This is a genomic window from Phyllobacterium sp. LjRoot231 (assembly GCF_964253365.1).
Taxonomy (GTDB): Bacteria; Pseudomonadota; Alphaproteobacteria; order Rhizobiales; family Rhizobiaceae; genus Phyllobacterium.
This window is the reverse complement of sequence record NZ_CAXUQT020000001.1, coordinates 4,192,820-4,209,191: the sequence shown is the minus strand read 5'-3', so window position 1 is coordinate 4,209,191 and position 16,372 is coordinate 4,192,820. Positions and strand designations below refer to the sequence as shown.

The window sequence follows — 16,372 nt, the reverse complement described above, 5'->3', positions numbered from 1 at the left end:
CTGAATTGTTGAAGCCGAGCTAATCCAGTTCTCCACATCCGCGGTCAGGTCACGCCGGTACTTGGCCGCGCATAGAACATATGGCCGCCACGATAAAGCTTGATGTCCACCGGGACGCTGCAGGTGTCGAGGTCAAATGGTTGATTGCGGATATCTAGGTACAAGTCAAAAACTGCTATTATCGGCATTTTCAAATGAACAGTTGCTGCTGTCTGGTAACATTGTACAACGCCGATTTGGGAGACGATCAGCAAAGGTCGAACACAAGCCACATCATTGAAACGAATTCCTCGGAAATATTCGTTCAAACCGTATAAACTCGTTTGTACGGCTAAGCAGTGAGCGGGTGTAGCATTCTCGATATTTGACCCCATTCTCATTTCTTGGAGGCACGATCATGCGTATTGCGATTCTAGGAGCAGGAGCCGTCGGCGGTTATTTTGGGGCACGACTCGCGGCTGGCGGTTCCGATGTGACCTTCGTCGCGCGCGGCGCCCATCTTGCAGCCATTCAAAGGGACGGGCTGCGTGTAATCAGCCAACGTGGTGATGTCCATCTGCCGGACGTCAAAGCGGTTGACGACATCGCCAAAGTCGGTGAGGTCGACCTTGTCATCGTCGGCGTGAAGTTATGGGACACGGAACTAGCCGCCGCCACCCTCAAGCCATTGGCCGAACACGGCGCGGCGGTCCTCTCCTTGCAGAACGGCGTCCATAAGGACGAGGTCTTGCGCGGGCACTTGCCACCCGGGGCGGTCATCGGCGGACTCTGCTATATCGCAGCCGTGATCGGTGAGCCGGGAACCATCCGGCACGACGGAACAATGCAACGCATTATTTTCGGCGAATACGATGGAACCCGCTCCGCCCGGGTCGAAGCCTTCTATCAAGCCTGCATCGCAGGCGGCATCGACGCCGACGTCAGCAGCGAGATTGAACGGCTGATCTGGGAGAAATACGTCTTTCTCGTCGGACTGTCGGCAACAACGTCGGCTATCCGCCAAACCATTGGACCAATCCGGGAAAATCCCGCTGCCCGTGCCCTCTTGTTCGACATTATGAATGAAACGGTTGCCGTCGGCCGGGCAAAGGGTGTTCCCCTTGCTCCGGACTTTGCCGAGGACCGGCTCGCCTTTTGCGATACACTTCCGGCTTCGATGACATCGTCGATGCACCATGATCTTGATCGCGGCAAGCGGATGGAGTTGCCGTGGCTGAGTGGCGGAGTCGCCGCCTTGGGAGAGGAACTGGGCATACCGACACCCATGAACCGGGCGGTCGCCAGCATCCTGAGCATCTACGCATCCGGGAACACAGGCGCGGTGAGTGCGTCGGGTACTTAGTTCGGACAGATGTGAGCGATTTCGCCCATGTTTCATAGCGGCGCTCCGCGGATTGCGACAATCGGCAGCTTTGAGGGTAACTCTGACCTAGGGCGATATTCGACGCTGGCTCCAGACCTGGGCCAGGCAAGCGCCGTCAACATGATTGGACCATCACGAACGCTGCAGGCTCGCCTCTACGGGCGAGCCGCTGCGAATGGTCTGGTACACCACGCAGTAGCGTTCGGTAAGCTTGAGGAGTTGGTCGAGTTTGTCTTGGGGTGCCTCTGTTTCGACAGCGAAGGTTAGGCGGATCTGCGCGAAGCCGACAGGCGCATCCCTGGCACCGAGGGTACCGCGGAAATCGAGGTCACCCTCCGCGGACACGACACCGGATTTAAGTGGGATCTCCAGTGCGGTCGCCACCGCTTTCATGGTCACGCCGGCGCAGGCGACGAGTGCTTCGAGCAGCATGTCACCGGAGCACAGTTCCAGGCCGGTTCCCCCCGTCGCCGGGTGCAGGCCCGCAACGGCGAGAAGGCGTCCAGTCTCCACTTTGCAGGCGATGTTTTGATCATCGAGCGTGCCGTACGCCTTCAACGTGATGTATGCGTCCTTCGGATTGGTTTTGTAACGCTCCTTGAGCGGCGCCTGAATGGCGCGCAGTCCAGCAGCATCCATAGTGGTTCGCCTCCTTTTGTCTGGCGCTGTTCTTTTAAGGCTATTGACGAAGTCGTCGCGCCTGGATCGTGGCGAGACAGTTTGTTTCTCTCAAGGGTTGCTCCGCGTCAGCAAATTATCAAGTGAAAACCGTCCCGGTCCCCAGGCCATAATTCCGAGCGCCATTGCCGCCCATGTCACATGAAGTGGCCAGCCTTCGGGAACGGTGAGTTGAACGATAAGCGTCATCAGCAGCAATCCGAGGGCGGCAAACCGTGTCGCGAGGCCGACAACGAGCAGCAGCGGCAGAACAATCTCTGCGGAAGCGGCCGCAAAAGCAAAAATGCCCGGTGCAGGAAATGGGTATGGGCCGCCCGGCAAATGCAACTTGAACTCCGAGTTGAACAGCAGCACCGCGACATCGTTCAACTGCAGAAAGCCGTCCCACTTGTTGATGCCCGACCTCCAGAATGGCACCGCAAGTCCGATGCGCAGTACAAGCTGAGTCAAGGAAGGCGGGGCAACCCCGGCAATGAGGCGGTTGGCCCGCTCAAACAATCCGCGCAGTCCACTCGGGCCTGCGTTGCCAATGTCCTTATGAACGGTCATTCCCTCAATCTCCTTGGTGGATCGCGGTAAATGCCCCGGCCTCAAGCATTCCAACGATATTGGCGGACAGATCGAATTCCGGTGATGCTGCCATACCTGCCGCAACAGCCGTACCAAACGTTTCCCCCTTGATCAGCCAATCCAGGAAAGCGAAGCCGCCAGGCGGCAGGGTCCGAACCGTGACGTCGAGCGCGGGCCGAGTCACCAGGGCGCTCTCGGGTCCGGTGGCTTCGATGGGCCCGACCGGACCGCTGCTGCGGTTTGCTACAAAAATACTGACCGCCGGGTAAGGTGAAAAGACAATCCGCGTTGCCGGATGCGGCGCAAGAACGATCCCCCCAAGCCGCTCAGGCGGAATCGATGCCAAGTCCTGCGGTGAAAGGGGCGGGACGTCGGCCGCATGGTAGGCATCAAGCCAAGCGCGTTCGATGCGCGCGACGTCCGCCAGCCAGGGCATTGGCCGCGCATATTCGTATCGTTCGATAAATGCGGGGAAGTCGCGGCCATACTCGAACAGCAGCGGTGAGGTCGGCGGGCTGGCACGAATATGAGAGCGCGCCATTGCCCGAAAAAAGTCCTCGCCCGTTATGCGCCGCGTTGCCGGAAATGTCGCTGCCAGCGCTTCGATGAGGCTGACCGTAACGTTGTTGCGATAGACATTGTAGCGTTTGTCCGCGAGTTTGCCGTTGGGTCCGGAAACCTGGAAGGGCGTTGCATGGTCAGGATCAAGCAGAGCCAAGGCAAAAGCCGCCGCATAGGAGGGTACGCCGCTTAAGTCTGGAATGGAAAAATCAAGCCGCGCCATGGACTGTTCCAGGCATGAAATTCTGAGCGTGGCGATCAAGAATGACTTGTGCCGCGAGCGCCTCCGCCTTGAGGACAGACCACGCGGGGATGGTACTGTCCCATTCGACAAGGCTTGGAATAGGGCCGCATCGGCTGATCACGATGTCGAAGAGTTTCCAGACGGCGTCGGCAACCGGTCCATCGTGGCTGTCGATGAGAAGGAGAGCCCCCTCATCGTCCTGCTGTTCGGCATGTCCCGCCAGGTGAATTTCGCCGACATGTTCGAGGGGATAGTCGGCCAGATAATCCAGTGCGGAAAAACCGAGATTGGCGGCCGAAACAAAGACGTTGTTGACGTCGAGCAGCAGACCGCAGCCTGTGCGCCCCACAAGAGCCCTGATGAAATCAGTCTCGCTCATCGTCGACTCTTTAAAGACCAGGTAGGTTGATGGGTTTTCGAGAAGTATCGGGCGGCCGATGACCTCCTGCACCTCGTCGAGATGATCGGCAACGCGTGTAAGGGTGGCTTCGGTATAGGGCAGTGGCAGCAGATCGTTGAAGTAGGTCGTGTCGTGCGTCGACCAGGCGAGATGTTCCGATACGAGTGCTGGCTCGTAGCGTTCGATCAACCCCTTGAACCGTCCGAGATGCGACTTGTCCAGGGGCTGCGGCCCGCCAATCGACATGCACACGCCGTGAAGCGAGACAGGGTAGTCGCTCCGGATACGGGCAAGTGCATGATGCGGCGGACCGCCGGAACCCATATAATTTTCTGCGTGGACTTCAAAGAAGCCCGCATACGAATTGTCATTGAGGATTGCCGCCAAATGCTCGTGCTTGAAGCTGGTACCCACACGGGCCGCAATGGCATGTTCCGGAAAGTGGACGGCTTGTGACACGCGAGGTTCCGGCCGTGCTGCCAAGGTGCTCATCTCCGCCTCCACTTTCCGGTGTTTTACCTGTTACGATGGAACGTCGCGGGTCAGCGCCTCGGGAGAACCCTTCTTGTCGCCAGGCAGCTGCATAGTGGCGCAGGTGCCGCCATCGACGAATTTCCAGGAATTGCCCTGATAGTCGATGGTGGAAGTACCTTGGCAGGTTGTGCCGGGGCCTGCGGCACAATCGTTCTGGCCCTTAAGAGCCACTCCGAAGCATTTCTCCTTGCCCGCATCCATCGCCGCCTTTACCTGTTCCGGGGTCAGCGGTGCGGCCATTGCAAATGAGGAAAGCGCGAATGATACAGCGCTCGCCAATGCAGCTGCGCTAATGGTTGATCGCGTTGACATGGCTATCGTCTCCCTTGGTTACGTGCGCCGGTTCATCATGCGCACACAGGGCAATTCGGTCGGGAGTGGAAGAAGGTTACGAGTTGCAGGTTCACAACTTCGTGAATCAGCATTGCGCCGTCGCTACACGAGATGCGGGTGTGTCGGAACCGATATTTTCCCAATTGCTGCGATCCCACGCCTGTCAGGACATGCGTGTGCATGCAGTCACCTTCGTCAGGCATGGCAAGCCTCACCAGCGCAGGATTCCGCTTGCCCTTCCGCACGTACCTTTTGGATCGGTGGGCACGGCACATCGCCATAGGAGCAGAAGACGCAGCAATCGCCCTCTTTTGGTTTGAGCAGCGTTCCGCAGCCCGTGCACTCATAGAAGTATTGACAGGCATCGGTTGGCATGGTCTCGGCGGTTCGATATCCGCAACGGGGACACGTGAGGATCGAAATGAACTGCGTCATGCGGATTGCACCAGCTTGAGCAAGGAAGGTTCGAGGTAGTTCCAGCCGATCGCCGTCAGGGCAATCAGGGAAGCCAGAAGCAGCAGTACGAAGGATGCTTGCGATCGGGGCTGCGCTGCGCATGCCGCTTCGGGACCACAGGCAGTGCGGTGCTTGCGCCACCACGTGAACCAGCCGGCGGCTATTCCAACGGTGCTCGCCACGAGAAGAGGGAGCCGCCATGGGGCTAGAGCTGCAATGGTTCCGAATACACCCGCACCAGCACCGAGGGAGGAAAGTGTCAGCGGAATGACGCAACAGGACGAGGCCGCGATGGCTCCAAGACCGGAGACACCCCCTAGAACGGTGAGTACGCCTCCTCCTACCCGCATGACGGGGGACGGAGCGTCCGCCATTGGCTGTGTGGTAATCGGCTCGTGAGCGGTCATGGCTGTTTTCCTTGCAAGATGGGTGTATCCTGAACCCTGTAGCCACTACAGGCTCAAGAGAAAAAAACATGCGTGGCTTGACGATTGGCAAACTGGCGGAAGCAACGGGGGTCCATCTTGAAACGGTGCGTTATTATGAGCGCATCGGCTTGATGCCCGAACCTGCCCGGACCGCTGGCGGCTATCGGAGCTATGGTTCCGAGCATGCGCGACGGCTGTCATTTATCCGGCGGGGGCGGGAACTTGGCTTTGGGATTGAGGACATCAAGGCCCTTCTCACCTTGGCAGAGCCGGGCAACGGGTCGTGCACGGACGTTCGGACGTTGACGATGACCCATCTCGATGATGTTCGGGCCAAAATCTCCGATCTCCAAAAGCTGGAACGCATCCTCGCACAGACGGTTGATCAATGTTCCGGGGCCGAGACGCCCATTTGTCCCGTTCTCGATATGCTCAAAGATGGTTCCAAGTCAGTCAATCCCAGAATTTCGAAAATCATCTGACGACTGGAAAGCTTGTCGTAAGGCAGACTGCCACCTTGAATATCCCCAGCTGTGCTAACAATCAAGCGAACCAACGCAGCCGCGAACTGGATCTTCGAACAATTGATCTGGCGCAAATTCGCCGCATCGCTTCTTACCTATGCTAAAATGTTGGTGAAAGACGGCAAAGTGGTCCCACGCCAAATGAAAGGACACGGCTGTCAGCAAATCGAACAGGGCTCCTATGGGCCCAAAGGCAAGGAGGGAGAGTCCCATGGCATTTGCTACATTGCGACACACGACCATACTCGCCGCCATTGTTGCCGTCGGCATGACCGGTGCCGCCGTTGCGCAAACGACCGCGACTGATCCACAGAATCCTGACACTATGTCCCCGCAGACTGCGCCGTCTGAGTCTGGGGATATGACCGGGCAAGATCAGGGTACCCAGCCCGATCAATACTGCATGATGCGATCTGGTATGATGGGCCGGAACATGATGCAGTCCGGCATGATGGGCGGAATGCCCCGGATGGGCATGCGCGGGCACATGATGAAGTTCATGTTCGCCATCGCCGATGTCGATGGCGACGGCGCGCTTTCCTTCGAAGAAGTGACAACGATCCATAAGCGAATCTTCGACAAGGTAGACGCCAATAAGGACGGCAAAGTGACGCCCGAGGAGGCTCAGGCGTTCATGCGGCAGTAAGAAATCGAAATTGGTGGGATCGCGATTGATGGATTGACCTGCCGCGGACTTCCATTTCACTGTAACTTTTATCCCGCTCCGCACGAATAAGGATTGAATCGGAGTGTATTCGGTCGAAACGCGATTGAAGGAATTGATGCTCGCAAGTCTGGCGGGTGATGCGCGCAGCTATGGCGTTCTTCTGGAAAATGTCGCCAAGCACCTGCGCTTTTATTTCCTGCGCCGGCTTGCGGACGCGCACAAGGGCAATGCCGACGATCTCGTACAGGAGACGCTGATGGCATTGCACACGCGGCGCGCAACCTATGAGATCGACCGGCCCTTCACCGCCTGGCTGCATGCGATTGCGCGCTACAAGCTGATCGATCATTTCAGGCGCAACCGCATGCGCGCAACGGTTCCGCTGGACAACGTGGGAGACCTGTTTGCGCAAGATCAGTCGGATGCAGCAGCGGATCGCATGGATGTGGAGCGGCTCTTGCAAACAGTACCGGAAAAATCACGGGACCTGATCTACCGGACGAAGATCGAGGGCCAATCCATCGCCGAGGTAGCGGCAAGCACCGGCCTTTCGGAAACGTCCGTGAAGGTGAGCATACACAGGGGAATAAGAGCAATTACCGCGAGACTAAAGTAGATGCCGCAGATGACGACAAATGATCTGATCGCACGTCTGACCAGCGAGCTGAAGCCAGTGTCGCAGACGGCTGTCCTCCAGCGCGTCGGCACAGGCCTCGGCGTCAGCCTCGTTGTGTCTGCGCTCCTTATGTATTTCTGGTTTGGCCTCAGGCCCGATTTTGCCGCCGCGACCTTCACCGCATCACTCTGGATCAAGTTCGCCTATACGTTGATCCTCGCCGCGACCGGCGCATGGGCGGTCAAGCGCATTGCCCATCCCCTCGGTTCTATCGGCGTCAATCTTGGATTGATGGCTGCGGCGTTGGCGGTGATCGGCTTCCTTGCCTTCGCGCAACTGGCGACTGCCGAGCCCAGGCAATACTACACCATGCTGATGGGCCGCACCGTCACCACCTGCACCGTCACCATCGTTATACTGTCGCTGCCGCTGCTGGCCGGGGCTTTCTGGGTGCTACGCGGCCTCGCGCCCACGCGGCTGACTATGGCGGGCGCAGCGGCCGGGCTTGCTGCCGGCTCGATCGCTTCTTTTGTCTTTTCGTTCCATTGCGAAGAAAACGCCATGCCCTTCATCGCCGTTTGGTACACGCTCGGCATTCTTGTTTCCGGCCTGATCGGCGCAATCACCGGGCGGTATATCCTAAGGTGGTGATCAGCGATTTTGCCATCGATTGCGTTTTTATTGTCGTTTTTCGAATGCACAAATGATCGATAAAGACAACGTGAACGTCGTGCCGTTTCCGATATGCTATCGTCACGCCGAACAATGGAGTATCTACGTTTCATACGAGGCATTCCGATGCCGGCATTTTTATTACGAATCGTGACGGGGCTGATTTCATTCGCCGCGCTGTTCTTGTTGTTCTCGATCGCATGTTACCTTTCGGGCCATGACCGGCTGATGATGCTGTACATGTACTGGTCACCGTTCTTTCTCTCACTGGCCGTCGCTTTGACCCTGCCTCTTGATATCAGCCCTGGTCATCGATCCGGCTGGCGATGGAAGTGAAAAATCCACCCTTCAATGGAGGCTTGCCTTTCTATCCACGTTTGAAGGCTGCGCTCCGTGCTGTGCGAGATCATCGACGATCGGGCAATCAGGCCGGTCATCGCCCTGACAGTGTGCGATGAGATGCTCAAGCGCCTGTTTCATCGTTTTCAGCTCGGCGATCTTGAGCTGAAGCGCATCGATATGTTCCAATGTCTGCGCTTGGACTTCCGCGCTGGACCGGTTCGTGTCGCTCCACAAAGCCAGAAGATGACGGATACCTTCAATCGAAAAGCCGAGATCTCGGGCGCGATGAATAGACCGAAGTGTATGCACATCTCTGTCTGTGTAGGGGCGATACCCGTTCCCGGTCCGGTTTGCGATCGGGATCAGGCCGGTGCTCTCATAATACGTATGGTCCTTGCGGAAACGCCTGAAATCGGATCCCTTTCAACTGAGGCGACGCCGTTGCCCTTGCCCTTGCCCTTGCCTTGGCGTCTTCCTGTGAATCTTCGGACAGCTGATTCATTGGCCAACGATCCCCACACTACTGCTCGCACCCGTGATATAATTACGTATTTAGGTCTGGCCAGTGCGGTAGATGCTCCCGTTCCGATCACCACCAAACAAATTGGAGATGTTCGCATGGAATGATCGCGACATTGGCACACTTCTTCGCAAGCAACAGTCCAAATGGATAGGTCGTTGCTCAGAGGGTGAAATGTCAGGCAAGAAGAAGTTGTTCAGGAAAACTGTTGTGCTCTTCAGCTCCCGCCGCGGCAGGGGCCGAAGACGTGCGCGCCGGCAAATAGTACGCAAGGCCACTAGACAAATAACTTTAGGTACAATGATAGCGGTGGCTATCTGGATTGTTATTATGATCATAGTCCAGGTTGTCCTGCCGCGCACTCCAGCTGGAGTCGGGGGCGACCAAGCCGATGTTGGAGGCAAAATTCGCGATTCAAAGGGATTGTGAACTCGCTTCTTACGTTCATCAGGTACCTTGTGCTTGAAACCGCCACAATCCCGAGTCACCTTCCCGCCGTTATGAAACGCTTTGGTCTGCAGCAGATATTTGCATTGATCCTGATGGTCCTCGTGACCACGGGGATGGGAATGTCTGTCGTTCAGGCAAGCGACATGGCCGTCAAAATGGCAATGACGACGGACATGAGCTCGACCGGCCATGGCAATTGCAATGGCTGCGATGCCAGCGGAAAGACCAAGGCTGTTGTTTGTACCGTGGTCTGCGTCACACCCGTTTCCGTAGCGCTTCCGCAAATTGACCAGCTTGTCGACGCTCCTGCCGTCATCATGCCCGTCCCGCCGAAAGCGGGCCTGCTGCACGGTCAAACCTCACCGCCAGATCCGTTTCCTCCCCGATCGATTTGACATCGGCTGACATCGCACCAGTTGCATCCAGCAACTGATCGCGGTGGTTGAGCGTGTCCGCGTGCATCTCAGCGCGCGGAGGTCCAAGGGATATGTTCCTGAACCTTTCGGCAAATCGAAAGCCGGCACGCTCCGTTGTCAATCGTGATCACGGAAGGATCAAAGAGTGAATATCGAAAACAGTTTCCCTGTTTCCCGCCGGAGCCTGCTCCTGGCAGGAGCGGGACTTGTCTTCATGCCGTCCATGCGGCCGGGTGCAGCCCGTGCAGCAGACATACGGGAACACCAAATTACGGTTTCGCCTGCGCGGGCACCCTTGACGGGGAAGGATCGTCCGGCAACCGATGTCTGGGCCTATGACCGTCAGGTGCCCGGACCCACATTGCGCCTCCGTCAGGGTGAACCTGTGCGCATTGTCGTTGCCAACAGGCTTGATCAGGGCACAACGGTCCATTGGCACGGCATCAGGCTACCCATCGCCATGGACGGCGTGCCGGGCATCAGCCAGCCGCTGATCGAACCGGGCGAAAGCTTCACCTATACGTTCACGCCGCCCGACGCCGGGACCTTCTGGTACCACCCGCATGCCAACAGCCTGCAACAGCTCGGACACGGGCTTTCTGGCGTCTTAGTCATCGAAGAGCGCGAACCCGCGGCAGTCGACCGCGACCTCGTCTGGATGTTGTCGGACTGGCGGCTCGGAGCGGACCGCCAGATTGTCGCCGGCTTCGGCAATGCGATGGAAGCGGAGATGTCCGGCCGCATCGGCAACACGGTGACGCTGAATGGCACTGTGCCGGATGACCAGTACGTCCGGGCGGGTGAGCGTATCCGCCTGCGCCTGGTCAATGGTGCGCTTGCCCGCATCATGGCCTTGCGCTTCGAGGGGCATCGGCCACTGGTCGTGGCCATCGACGGCCAGCCGTGCGAGCCGCACGAGCCGGACGGCGGGCGCATCCTGCTCGGCCCCGCGATGCGCACCGATGTTATCATCGACATGCAGGGCGAAACGGGCGGTCGCTATGCCGTCATCGACGATTTCTACCCGGGCGACCTCACCTACACCCTGACACATCTTGCCTACAGCAACGAGCGTCCCATCCGCACCAACGCTCCCGACACACTGCTGCGCTTGCCCGCCAATCCGCTTCCGGAGCCCGATCTCGCCACGGCCGAGCGCCATGAGATCACGCTGCAGGGCGGCATGATGGGGGGCGGTGCATTGAAAGGGGTCGGCGGCATGCAAGGCATGATGCCCGATATGGGCAGCCATCCGGCCTGGGCCATCAACGGTATGTCCATGACAGGTGACGGGCAGGCAGGCATGCCGCCGCTACTTACTCTTCAGCGCGGGCGCAGCCACGTGCTGACGATCCGCAATGAAACGGCCTGGTGGCACCCGATGCATTTCCACGGGCACAGTTTCAAGGTGCTGACCCGCAACGGCTCGCCCGTTCCCCATCGCCAATGGAGCGACACAGTTCTGTTCGCCCCGAAGGACGTGGTCGAGTGTGCATTTGTCGCCGACAATCCCGGTGACTGGATGCTGCACTGCCATGTGATGGACCACCAGGAGGCTGGTCTGATGACCATCCTCCGCGTGGCCTGAAACCAACCCCTAACAAACCAAGGAGACTGAAATGAACAAGAATATTCGTATCGCTACCTTCCTCGCCGCACTCGCAATGCCGCTTCCGGCAATCGCCGCCCCCATCCACGCGATCATGTACAAGAACCCGTCCTGCAGCTGCTGCGAGACCTACGCTGGCTATCTCGAGAAGAACGGCTTCGAGGTTGAGATGAAGCCGTCGAATGACCTCACGCAGATCAGCACCGCGGCGGGCGTGCCCGAACAGCTTCAGGCCTGTCACACGATCAAGGTGGACGGCTATGTCATCGATGGATTCGTGCCTGTCGGCATTGTCAAAAAGATGCTGGATGAGCGTCCTGCCATCGCTGGCATTTCCTTGCCCGGCATGCCGATGGGATCGCCCGGCATGGGCGGCACCAAGACCGAGCCGTTCACTGTCTACGCCTTCACCACGGACGGCAAGGCACCCACCGTCTATGCGGTTGAGTGACCGCGCATCAACGATCCAGCAAAGGAGATACATTCATGACGATTTCTATCCCCACAATTTCCCGGCAAGGCACGCTGAGGCAACGCGTGCTTGGACCTCTCCGCCAATATCTTGGTGGACGCCGCGGTCTGCTCGTCCTCGGCGGCGGCGCGCTTGCTCTCGGCATCGCACTCAGTTGGAGCTGGCTGGCCGCGGCGGGTCTTTTGCCGTTGCTGAGCGTACTGCCGTGCCTGGGGATGTGCGTCTTTGCCCATTGCACGAGCAAAACGACGGCTGATCCTGCCAACCTCCAAACCTTGCCGGATCAGACACCGCCGGATTTGCTGTCGGGGAGCAAGGATGCTCTTCAACTCGTCAGGACATCGGACGGGTCCTGGGACATGCCTGCCAACACGAACCATTAAATGCTGCGCTCTCACGCGCGGACAAAAGCTGTTGCGACAGCCACAAATGAAAGGAAAACTGCAATGTATAATTCACTCAAATTCTTTGGGTATGCAGCCACGATAGTGGCCGGGCTTGCCCTCACATCACCGATTTATGCCGCCGAAACCAATCAGACTCCAGGGTCAAACATGGAGCCCGGCATGATGGAGCATGGCGGTATGATGAACATGATGCAGCAGATGACCCAGATGATGGAGAGCTGCAACAAGATGATGCAAACCAAGATGGATGTCACTCCCGACTCCGGAAAGCCCAACGAGCAGAAGGATATGCCGGCTCAGCCTGACACGAAGGGTTAGTGGAGTGCTGCAACCCTCCGCAAGAAGGAAAGGCGCGATGATGCAAGACATGATGGGAGGATTGATGGGATGGGCCATGGGCGCAACCAGTCTCCTCGCGATCCTCGTGCTGGCGCTGCTGGCGGCGGCACTGGTCAAGTATCTGTTCTTCCGGTGAGGCGGCAAATTCGGGCGGCACTCACGGCCTGCCGCCCGAATATGACCGGATCGAACCTGACCTTCCCACCGGGGGAAAGCGCAGAATTGCATAACGGAACCTGGAGGAGTTAACTATGGAAACTCGAACCGAGAAAATGGAACGCAGGATATTGATCCTGTATCGTCAGGCCTGCCGACAAGGCAGAACAGACGTTGCCGAGCATCTTCTTTGTGCGCTGGAAACGCTGGATCAAAGTTCCGGCAAATACGCGTTTGGGAACCGCCAGAGCGGGTTGGCGGTCGCGTATCGAGAACTCACGCTGCCCCGTCGGCATTGAGTTGATCACAAGGAAATGAGAGTCCCGCTCGATAAAAAGGGCTGTTGGCCATGACCAAAGCTGTTCGATCCCAATGGAACCTCTCCCGGCGCGCGTTCGTCATCGTTACCGGAAGTTTTGTGCTGCAATTGAGCGGGACGATGCGTACCGTTGCCGCCGATCCGCCGCAGAATTTCGTGGTGCGCGACGCGCCGGTGCCCGTGCCGGAGCTCCAGTTCACCGACGGCGAAGGCAGACCCCGCACGCTCGACGACTTCCGCGGCAAGGTGGTGCTGCTCAACGTCTGGGCGACGTGGTGCCTGCCGTGCCGGAAGGAGATGCCGACGCTCGACCGGTTGCAGGCCTCGCTCGGCGGTCCTGATTTCGAGGTTGTCACGCTTTCGATCGATCGGGGCGGAACGGAGGTGGTGAGGAAATTCTACGCCGAGATCGGCATCCAGCATCTCACCATACACATCGACACCTCGGGCAAGGCTGGCTTCGTGCTGGCGACCGCCGGTCTGCCGACGACGCTTCTCATCGACCGCCAGGGTCAGGAGCTCGGGCGGCTGGTCGGTCCAGCCGAATGGGACGCGCCGGATATGGTTGCGTTCCTCACGTCGATCATCGCCCAGAAACAAGGCCGCTTGTCCGTTCCGCGACAAAAGGACCAACCGTCATGATTATCTTGAACCCCTCCGCAATGCCTGCTCGCCCCGAACCGCGAGTGCTTCCCGGAAGGCTCGCTCACTTGCTGCAGGGGCACCGCGGGCTGATCGTGCTCGGCGCCCTGGCGCTTGGTCTCGGTGCGGCCTCCAATTGGAGCTGGCTTGTCGCGGCAGGTGTTGTCCCGCTGCTGTTGAGCGCGCTGCCGTGCGTCGCCATGTGTGCGCTTGGTCTCTGCATGAGCCGAATGAATAGCTCTTCTAAGGGCAAAGCATCACCCATAGCGTCCTCCGAAGGCGCAGAGGCCGATGGCTCGATGAAGGTTGGCAGTTCGTGCTGCTCGCCCGCTGCGGATATTCCACCGAGGTGACCGCCATGCGTATCTTGCATTCCGCAGCGCTTGCCTTCGCCCTCATAACGGCAATCGTCACGCCGGTCGTGGCGCATTCGCTCGAAGAGGTCGACCAGGATCTCCGCGACAGGGACAAGTATTTCCAGCCGGAGGACAGCGAGGCTCCCGGATTCACGTTGCAGGATGCCGACGGCCGCGTCGTCCGCCTCGGCGACCTGCACGGCAAGGTCGTCGTGCTGAATTTCATCTACACGAACTGCCCGGACGTGTGTCCCCTCCATGCCGAGCGGATCGCCCAGCTCCAGGCGATGATCAACCAGACACCGATGAAGGCGATGGTCGAATTCGTCACCATTACGACCGATCCGAAGCGCGACACCGGCCAGGTCCTGCGTGACTACGGTCAGGCCCACGGCCTCGACCCCGTGAACTGGATGTTCCTGACTGCTGCCCCCGATCAGCCCGAGGACATCACCCGCAAGATCGCCGAGGCTTATGGCCTCAAGTTCACGCAAGGCGACGACAGCATGCAGATGCACGGCATCGTCACTCACGTAATTGACCAGGACGGGCGGCTGCGTGCCAGATTTCACGGCCTGCAGTTCGAGCCGGTCAATCTGGTGATGTTTGTCAATGCGCTCACCAACAGGACACAAAAGCCTCATGGACATCCGGAGCCAGGCCTCTGGGACAAGCTGAAGGGACTGTTCTGATGATGCCGGACGCACCCGATCCTCAGCTACCCGGCTCGGCTTCTGATCCTGCAGCCAACACTGAGCCGTCTCCTCTGCCGGTGAAGCCGGCCCGAAGTCTCAAACCCCTGGTGTTCGGTTCTCTCATTCTGGCAGGGGTCTCGGCCCTTCTTTCGGCCTTGGCCTTGCTGTTTGCGGCCGGAGTGCTTCCGCCGCTTCGCGATGCCGGCTTCGAGCGCCAGGTGCGCTCCTATCTCCTCGCCAATCCCGACGTGATCGTCGAATCCGTGAACGGCATGGAAGCCCGCCAGAAGGCTACGGAAGAGAACGAGCTGACCTTGGTTCTGGCTCAGCGGCACGACGATGTCTTCAACGATCCAGCTTCGCCGGTCGGCGCCAATCCCCAGGGTGATGCCACGCTCGTCGAGTTCTTCGACTACAATTGCCCCTACTGCCGCAAGGCAACGCCGATGCTCGACGGACTGGAGCAGGCCGATAAGGGACTGCGTCTCGTCTTCAAGGAATATCCCATCCTCGGTCCCGGCTCGGTCTTCGCTGCCCGGGCGGCGCTCGCAAGCCAGAAGCAGGGGAAATATCTCGCCTTCCACAAGGCCATGATGACTTACAAGGGCCAGATCACAGAGAACTCCAGCTTGGAAATCGCGGCGCAGGTCGGGCTCGACGTGGAGCGGCTGAAGAAGGACATGGAGGATCCCGCAATCGACGAAGCGATCAACCGCAATCGGGCGCTCGCCGGTGTGCTACGCATCTCCGGTACGCCGACCTTCGTAGCTGGCAAGGAAATTCTGCGCGGTCTCGTCGATGTCGACACTTTGAAGCAACTGATCGCCTCGGTACGAGGAGGATAGGGTGGCCATGTCAACTATCTCCAACATCGGCTTGGTCACCGCCTTTTCGGCGGGACTGATCTCGTTTCTGTCACCGTGCGTGCTCCCGCTGGTGCCGGGTTACGTGTCCTACATATCGGGAAATACGCTCGACCGGCGCGATCACGCTGGCGTCGGCCACCTGACAACGCTTCTGCTCAGTGCCTGCTTCGTGCTCGGTTTCTCGACGGTGTTCGTGACGCTCGGCGCGACCGCGACCGCCTTCAGCCGGCTTCTTCTCTCCTACCGCTACGAAGCGACCCTCGTCGGCGGCGCTATCGTCATCGTGTTCGGCGTGTTCATGACGGGACTCATCCGGCTGCCCTGGCTCGAGAGGGACGTGCGATTTCATGGCAGCATTCGCGGCGGGCGGCCATTTGGCGCCTTCCTTCTCGGCATTGCCTTCGGCTTCGGCTGGACCCCGTGCATCGGGCCGGTGCTTGGCGCCATCCTGACGGTGGGCGCGCTCTCGTCGACCGCATCGACGGGTATTGCCTTGCTGACAGTCTATTCGATCGGGCTCGGCATTCCCTTCCTGGCATCCGCAGCCTTTGCCGACAGCTTAATGAAGCGGCTGAAGACGATGCGCCGACTGGGGCGAACCCTCCAGATCGGCGCCGGCGCGGTGATGATTACGATGGGAATCGCCATGATCACAGGCACGATGTCGGCTTTCTCCTTTTGGTTACTCGAAAACGTCCCGATGCTCGCCCGCATCGGCTAGGGACGAGGAGGTGCAA

At 58.9% G+C, this 16,372-nt stretch carries 26 protein-coding genes; 17 read left to right on the top strand and 9 right to left on the bottom strand.

Annotated features, from left to right (window positions below; all coding sequences use genetic code 11):
• Positions 1-44: 44 nt before the first annotated feature.
• Positions 45-374 (bottom strand): hypothetical protein, encoded by a 330-nt coding sequence (locus tag ACSQ3H_RS21060; RefSeq protein ID WP_436118840.1) that lies wholly within the window; start codon positions 372-374, stop codon positions 45-47.
• A 23-nt stretch (positions 375-397) separates the two neighbouring features.
• On the opposite strand from ACSQ3H_RS21060, the gene ACSQ3H_RS21055 reads away from it, so the two are divergent.
• Positions 398-1,342 carry a ketopantoate reductase family protein gene (locus ACSQ3H_RS21055; protein ID WP_436118839.1) on the top strand — a complete coding sequence of 315 codons (945 nt, stop codon included), beginning with the start codon at positions 398-400 and terminating at the stop codon, positions 1,340-1,342.
• 153 nt (positions 1,343-1,495) lie between these two features.
• On the opposite strand, the gene ACSQ3H_RS21050 is transcribed toward ACSQ3H_RS21055, so the two are convergent.
• From ACSQ3H_RS21050 to ACSQ3H_RS21020, 7 genes are all read right to left on the bottom strand, one after another.
• Positions 1,496-2,002, bottom strand: coding sequence for an OsmC family protein (locus tag ACSQ3H_RS21050; protein ID WP_436118838.1), 507 nt, complete (start codon positions 2,000-2,002; stop codon positions 1,496-1,498).
• A gap of 90 nt (positions 2,003-2,092) precedes the next feature.
• On the bottom strand, positions 2,093-2,590 hold the full coding sequence (locus tag ACSQ3H_RS21045) for a DoxX family protein (protein WP_436118837.1): 498 nt from the start codon (positions 2,588-2,590) through the stop codon (positions 2,093-2,095).
• Between the two features lie 4 nt (positions 2,591-2,594).
• Positions 2,595-3,395: an HvfC/BufC N-terminal domain-containing protein gene (locus ACSQ3H_RS21040; protein ID WP_436118836.1), complete on the bottom strand. Its 801-nt coding sequence runs from the start codon at positions 3,393-3,395 to the stop codon at positions 2,595-2,597.
• Positions 3,382-4,308, bottom strand: coding sequence for an MNIO family bufferin maturase (gene bufB / locus ACSQ3H_RS21035; RefSeq protein ID WP_436118835.1), 927 nt, complete (start codon positions 4,306-4,308; stop codon positions 3,382-3,384). The genes ACSQ3H_RS21040 and bufB overlap by 14 nt, the downstream gene beginning before the upstream one ends.
• Before the next feature lie 30 nt (positions 4,309-4,338).
• Positions 4,339-4,662, bottom strand: a complete 324-nt coding sequence (locus ACSQ3H_RS21030) for a BufA1 family periplasmic bufferin-type metallophore (protein ID WP_436118834.1) — start codon at positions 4,660-4,662, stop codon at positions 4,339-4,341.
• 216 nt (positions 4,663-4,878) lie between these two features.
• On the bottom strand, positions 4,879-5,118 hold the full coding sequence (locus tag ACSQ3H_RS21025) for a GDCCVxC domain-containing (seleno)protein (protein WP_436118833.1): 240 nt from the start codon (positions 5,116-5,118) through the stop codon (positions 4,879-4,881).
• Positions 5,115-5,546, bottom strand: coding sequence for a mercuric transporter MerT family protein (locus ACSQ3H_RS21020; protein WP_436118832.1), 432 nt, complete (start codon positions 5,544-5,546; stop codon positions 5,115-5,117). The genes ACSQ3H_RS21025 and ACSQ3H_RS21020 overlap by 4 nt, the downstream gene beginning before the upstream one ends.
• 68 nt (positions 5,547-5,614) lie before the next feature.
• Here ACSQ3H_RS21020 and ACSQ3H_RS21015 point away from each other — a divergent pair, with 68 nt between their 5' ends.
• The 5 genes from ACSQ3H_RS21015 (at position 5,615) to ACSQ3H_RS20995 (ending at position 8,382) form a co-directional block, all read left to right on the top strand.
• Positions 5,615-6,049, top strand: coding sequence for a MerR family transcriptional regulator (locus ACSQ3H_RS21015; RefSeq protein WP_436118831.1), 435 nt, complete (start codon positions 5,615-5,617; stop codon positions 6,047-6,049).
• A gap of 253 nt (positions 6,050-6,302) precedes the next feature.
• Positions 6,303-6,737 (top strand): EF-hand domain-containing protein, encoded by a 435-nt coding sequence (locus ACSQ3H_RS21010; RefSeq protein ID WP_436118830.1) that lies wholly within the window; start codon positions 6,303-6,305, stop codon positions 6,735-6,737.
• A gap of 103 nt (positions 6,738-6,840) precedes the next feature.
• A complete protein-coding gene (locus ACSQ3H_RS21005; RefSeq protein ID WP_436118829.1) occupies positions 6,841-7,374 on the top strand; it encodes a sigma-70 family RNA polymerase sigma factor in 534 nt (177 codons plus the stop codon).
• Between the two features lie 9 nt (positions 7,375-7,383).
• Complete coding sequence (locus ACSQ3H_RS21000) at positions 7,384-8,025, top strand: NrsF family protein (RefSeq protein ID WP_436118828.1); 642 nt, start codon at positions 7,384-7,386, stop codon at positions 8,023-8,025.
• A gap of 147 nt (positions 8,026-8,172) precedes the next feature.
• Positions 8,173-8,382: a hypothetical protein gene (locus tag ACSQ3H_RS20995; protein WP_436118827.1), complete on the top strand. Its 210-nt coding sequence runs from the start codon at positions 8,173-8,175 to the stop codon at positions 8,380-8,382.
• Positions 8,383-8,394: 12 nt separating this feature from the next.
• Here the strand turns inward: ACSQ3H_RS20995 and ACSQ3H_RS20990 are convergent, their stop codons facing one another.
• Positions 8,395-8,745: a MerR family DNA-binding protein gene (locus ACSQ3H_RS20990; RefSeq protein WP_436119525.1), complete on the bottom strand. Its 351-nt coding sequence runs from the start codon at positions 8,743-8,745 to the stop codon at positions 8,395-8,397.
• A gap of 732 nt (positions 8,746-9,477) precedes the next feature.
• Here ACSQ3H_RS20990 and ACSQ3H_RS20985 point away from each other — a divergent pair.
• The 11 genes from ACSQ3H_RS20985 to ACSQ3H_RS20935 all read left to right on the top strand — a co-directional run bounded on the left by ACSQ3H_RS20985 (position 9,478) and on the right by ACSQ3H_RS20935 (position 16,356).
• Positions 9,478-9,753 (top strand): hypothetical protein, encoded by a 276-nt coding sequence (locus ACSQ3H_RS20985; RefSeq protein ID WP_436118826.1) that lies wholly within the window; start codon positions 9,478-9,480, stop codon positions 9,751-9,753.
• Positions 9,754-9,988: 235 nt separating this feature from the next.
• Positions 9,989-11,362, top strand: coding sequence for a multicopper oxidase family protein (locus ACSQ3H_RS20980; protein WP_436119524.1), 1,374 nt, complete (start codon positions 9,989-9,991; stop codon positions 11,360-11,362).
• 31 nt (positions 11,363-11,393) lie between these two features.
• Positions 11,394-11,834, top strand: coding sequence for a DUF411 domain-containing protein (locus ACSQ3H_RS20975; protein ID WP_436118825.1), 441 nt, complete (start codon positions 11,394-11,396; stop codon positions 11,832-11,834).
• Positions 11,835-11,869: 35 nt separating this feature from the next.
• Positions 11,870-12,238 (top strand): hypothetical protein, encoded by a 369-nt coding sequence (locus ACSQ3H_RS20970; RefSeq protein WP_436118824.1) that lies wholly within the window; start codon positions 11,870-11,872, stop codon positions 12,236-12,238.
• Between the two features lie 63 nt (positions 12,239-12,301).
• Complete coding sequence (locus ACSQ3H_RS20965) at positions 12,302-12,580, top strand: hypothetical protein (protein WP_436118823.1); 279 nt, start codon at positions 12,302-12,304, stop codon at positions 12,578-12,580.
• 272 nt (positions 12,581-12,852) lie between these two features.
• The gene (locus tag ACSQ3H_RS20960; protein ID WP_436118822.1) at positions 12,853-13,056 is read left to right on the top strand and encodes a hypothetical protein; all 204 of its coding nucleotides are present in this window, start codon (positions 12,853-12,855) and stop codon (positions 13,054-13,056) included.
• A 50-nt stretch (positions 13,057-13,106) separates the two neighbouring features.
• Entirely contained in the window at positions 13,107-13,718 is a 612-nt protein-coding gene (locus ACSQ3H_RS20955; protein WP_436118821.1) for a TlpA family protein disulfide reductase, read from the top strand.
• Positions 13,715-14,071 carry a hypothetical protein gene (locus tag ACSQ3H_RS20950; protein ID WP_436118820.1) on the top strand — a complete coding sequence of 119 codons (357 nt, stop codon included), beginning with the start codon at positions 13,715-13,717 and terminating at the stop codon, positions 14,069-14,071. The genes ACSQ3H_RS20955 and ACSQ3H_RS20950 overlap by 4 nt, the downstream gene beginning before the upstream one ends.
• 5 nt (positions 14,072-14,076) lie before the next feature.
• A complete protein-coding gene (locus ACSQ3H_RS20945) occupies positions 14,077-14,766 on the top strand; it encodes an SCO family protein (RefSeq protein WP_436118819.1) in 690 nt (229 codons plus the stop codon).
• Positions 14,766-15,614 carry a DsbA family protein gene (locus ACSQ3H_RS20940; RefSeq protein WP_436118818.1) on the top strand — a complete coding sequence of 283 codons (849 nt, stop codon included), beginning with the start codon at positions 14,766-14,768 and terminating at the stop codon, positions 15,612-15,614. The genes ACSQ3H_RS20945 and ACSQ3H_RS20940 overlap by 1 nt, the downstream gene beginning before the upstream one ends.
• A gap of 7 nt (positions 15,615-15,621) precedes the next feature.
• Positions 15,622-16,356 carry a cytochrome c biogenesis CcdA family protein gene (locus ACSQ3H_RS20935; RefSeq protein ID WP_436118817.1) on the top strand — a complete coding sequence of 245 codons (735 nt, stop codon included), beginning with the start codon at positions 15,622-15,624 and terminating at the stop codon, positions 16,354-16,356.
• Positions 16,357-16,372: the final 16 nt, after the last annotated feature.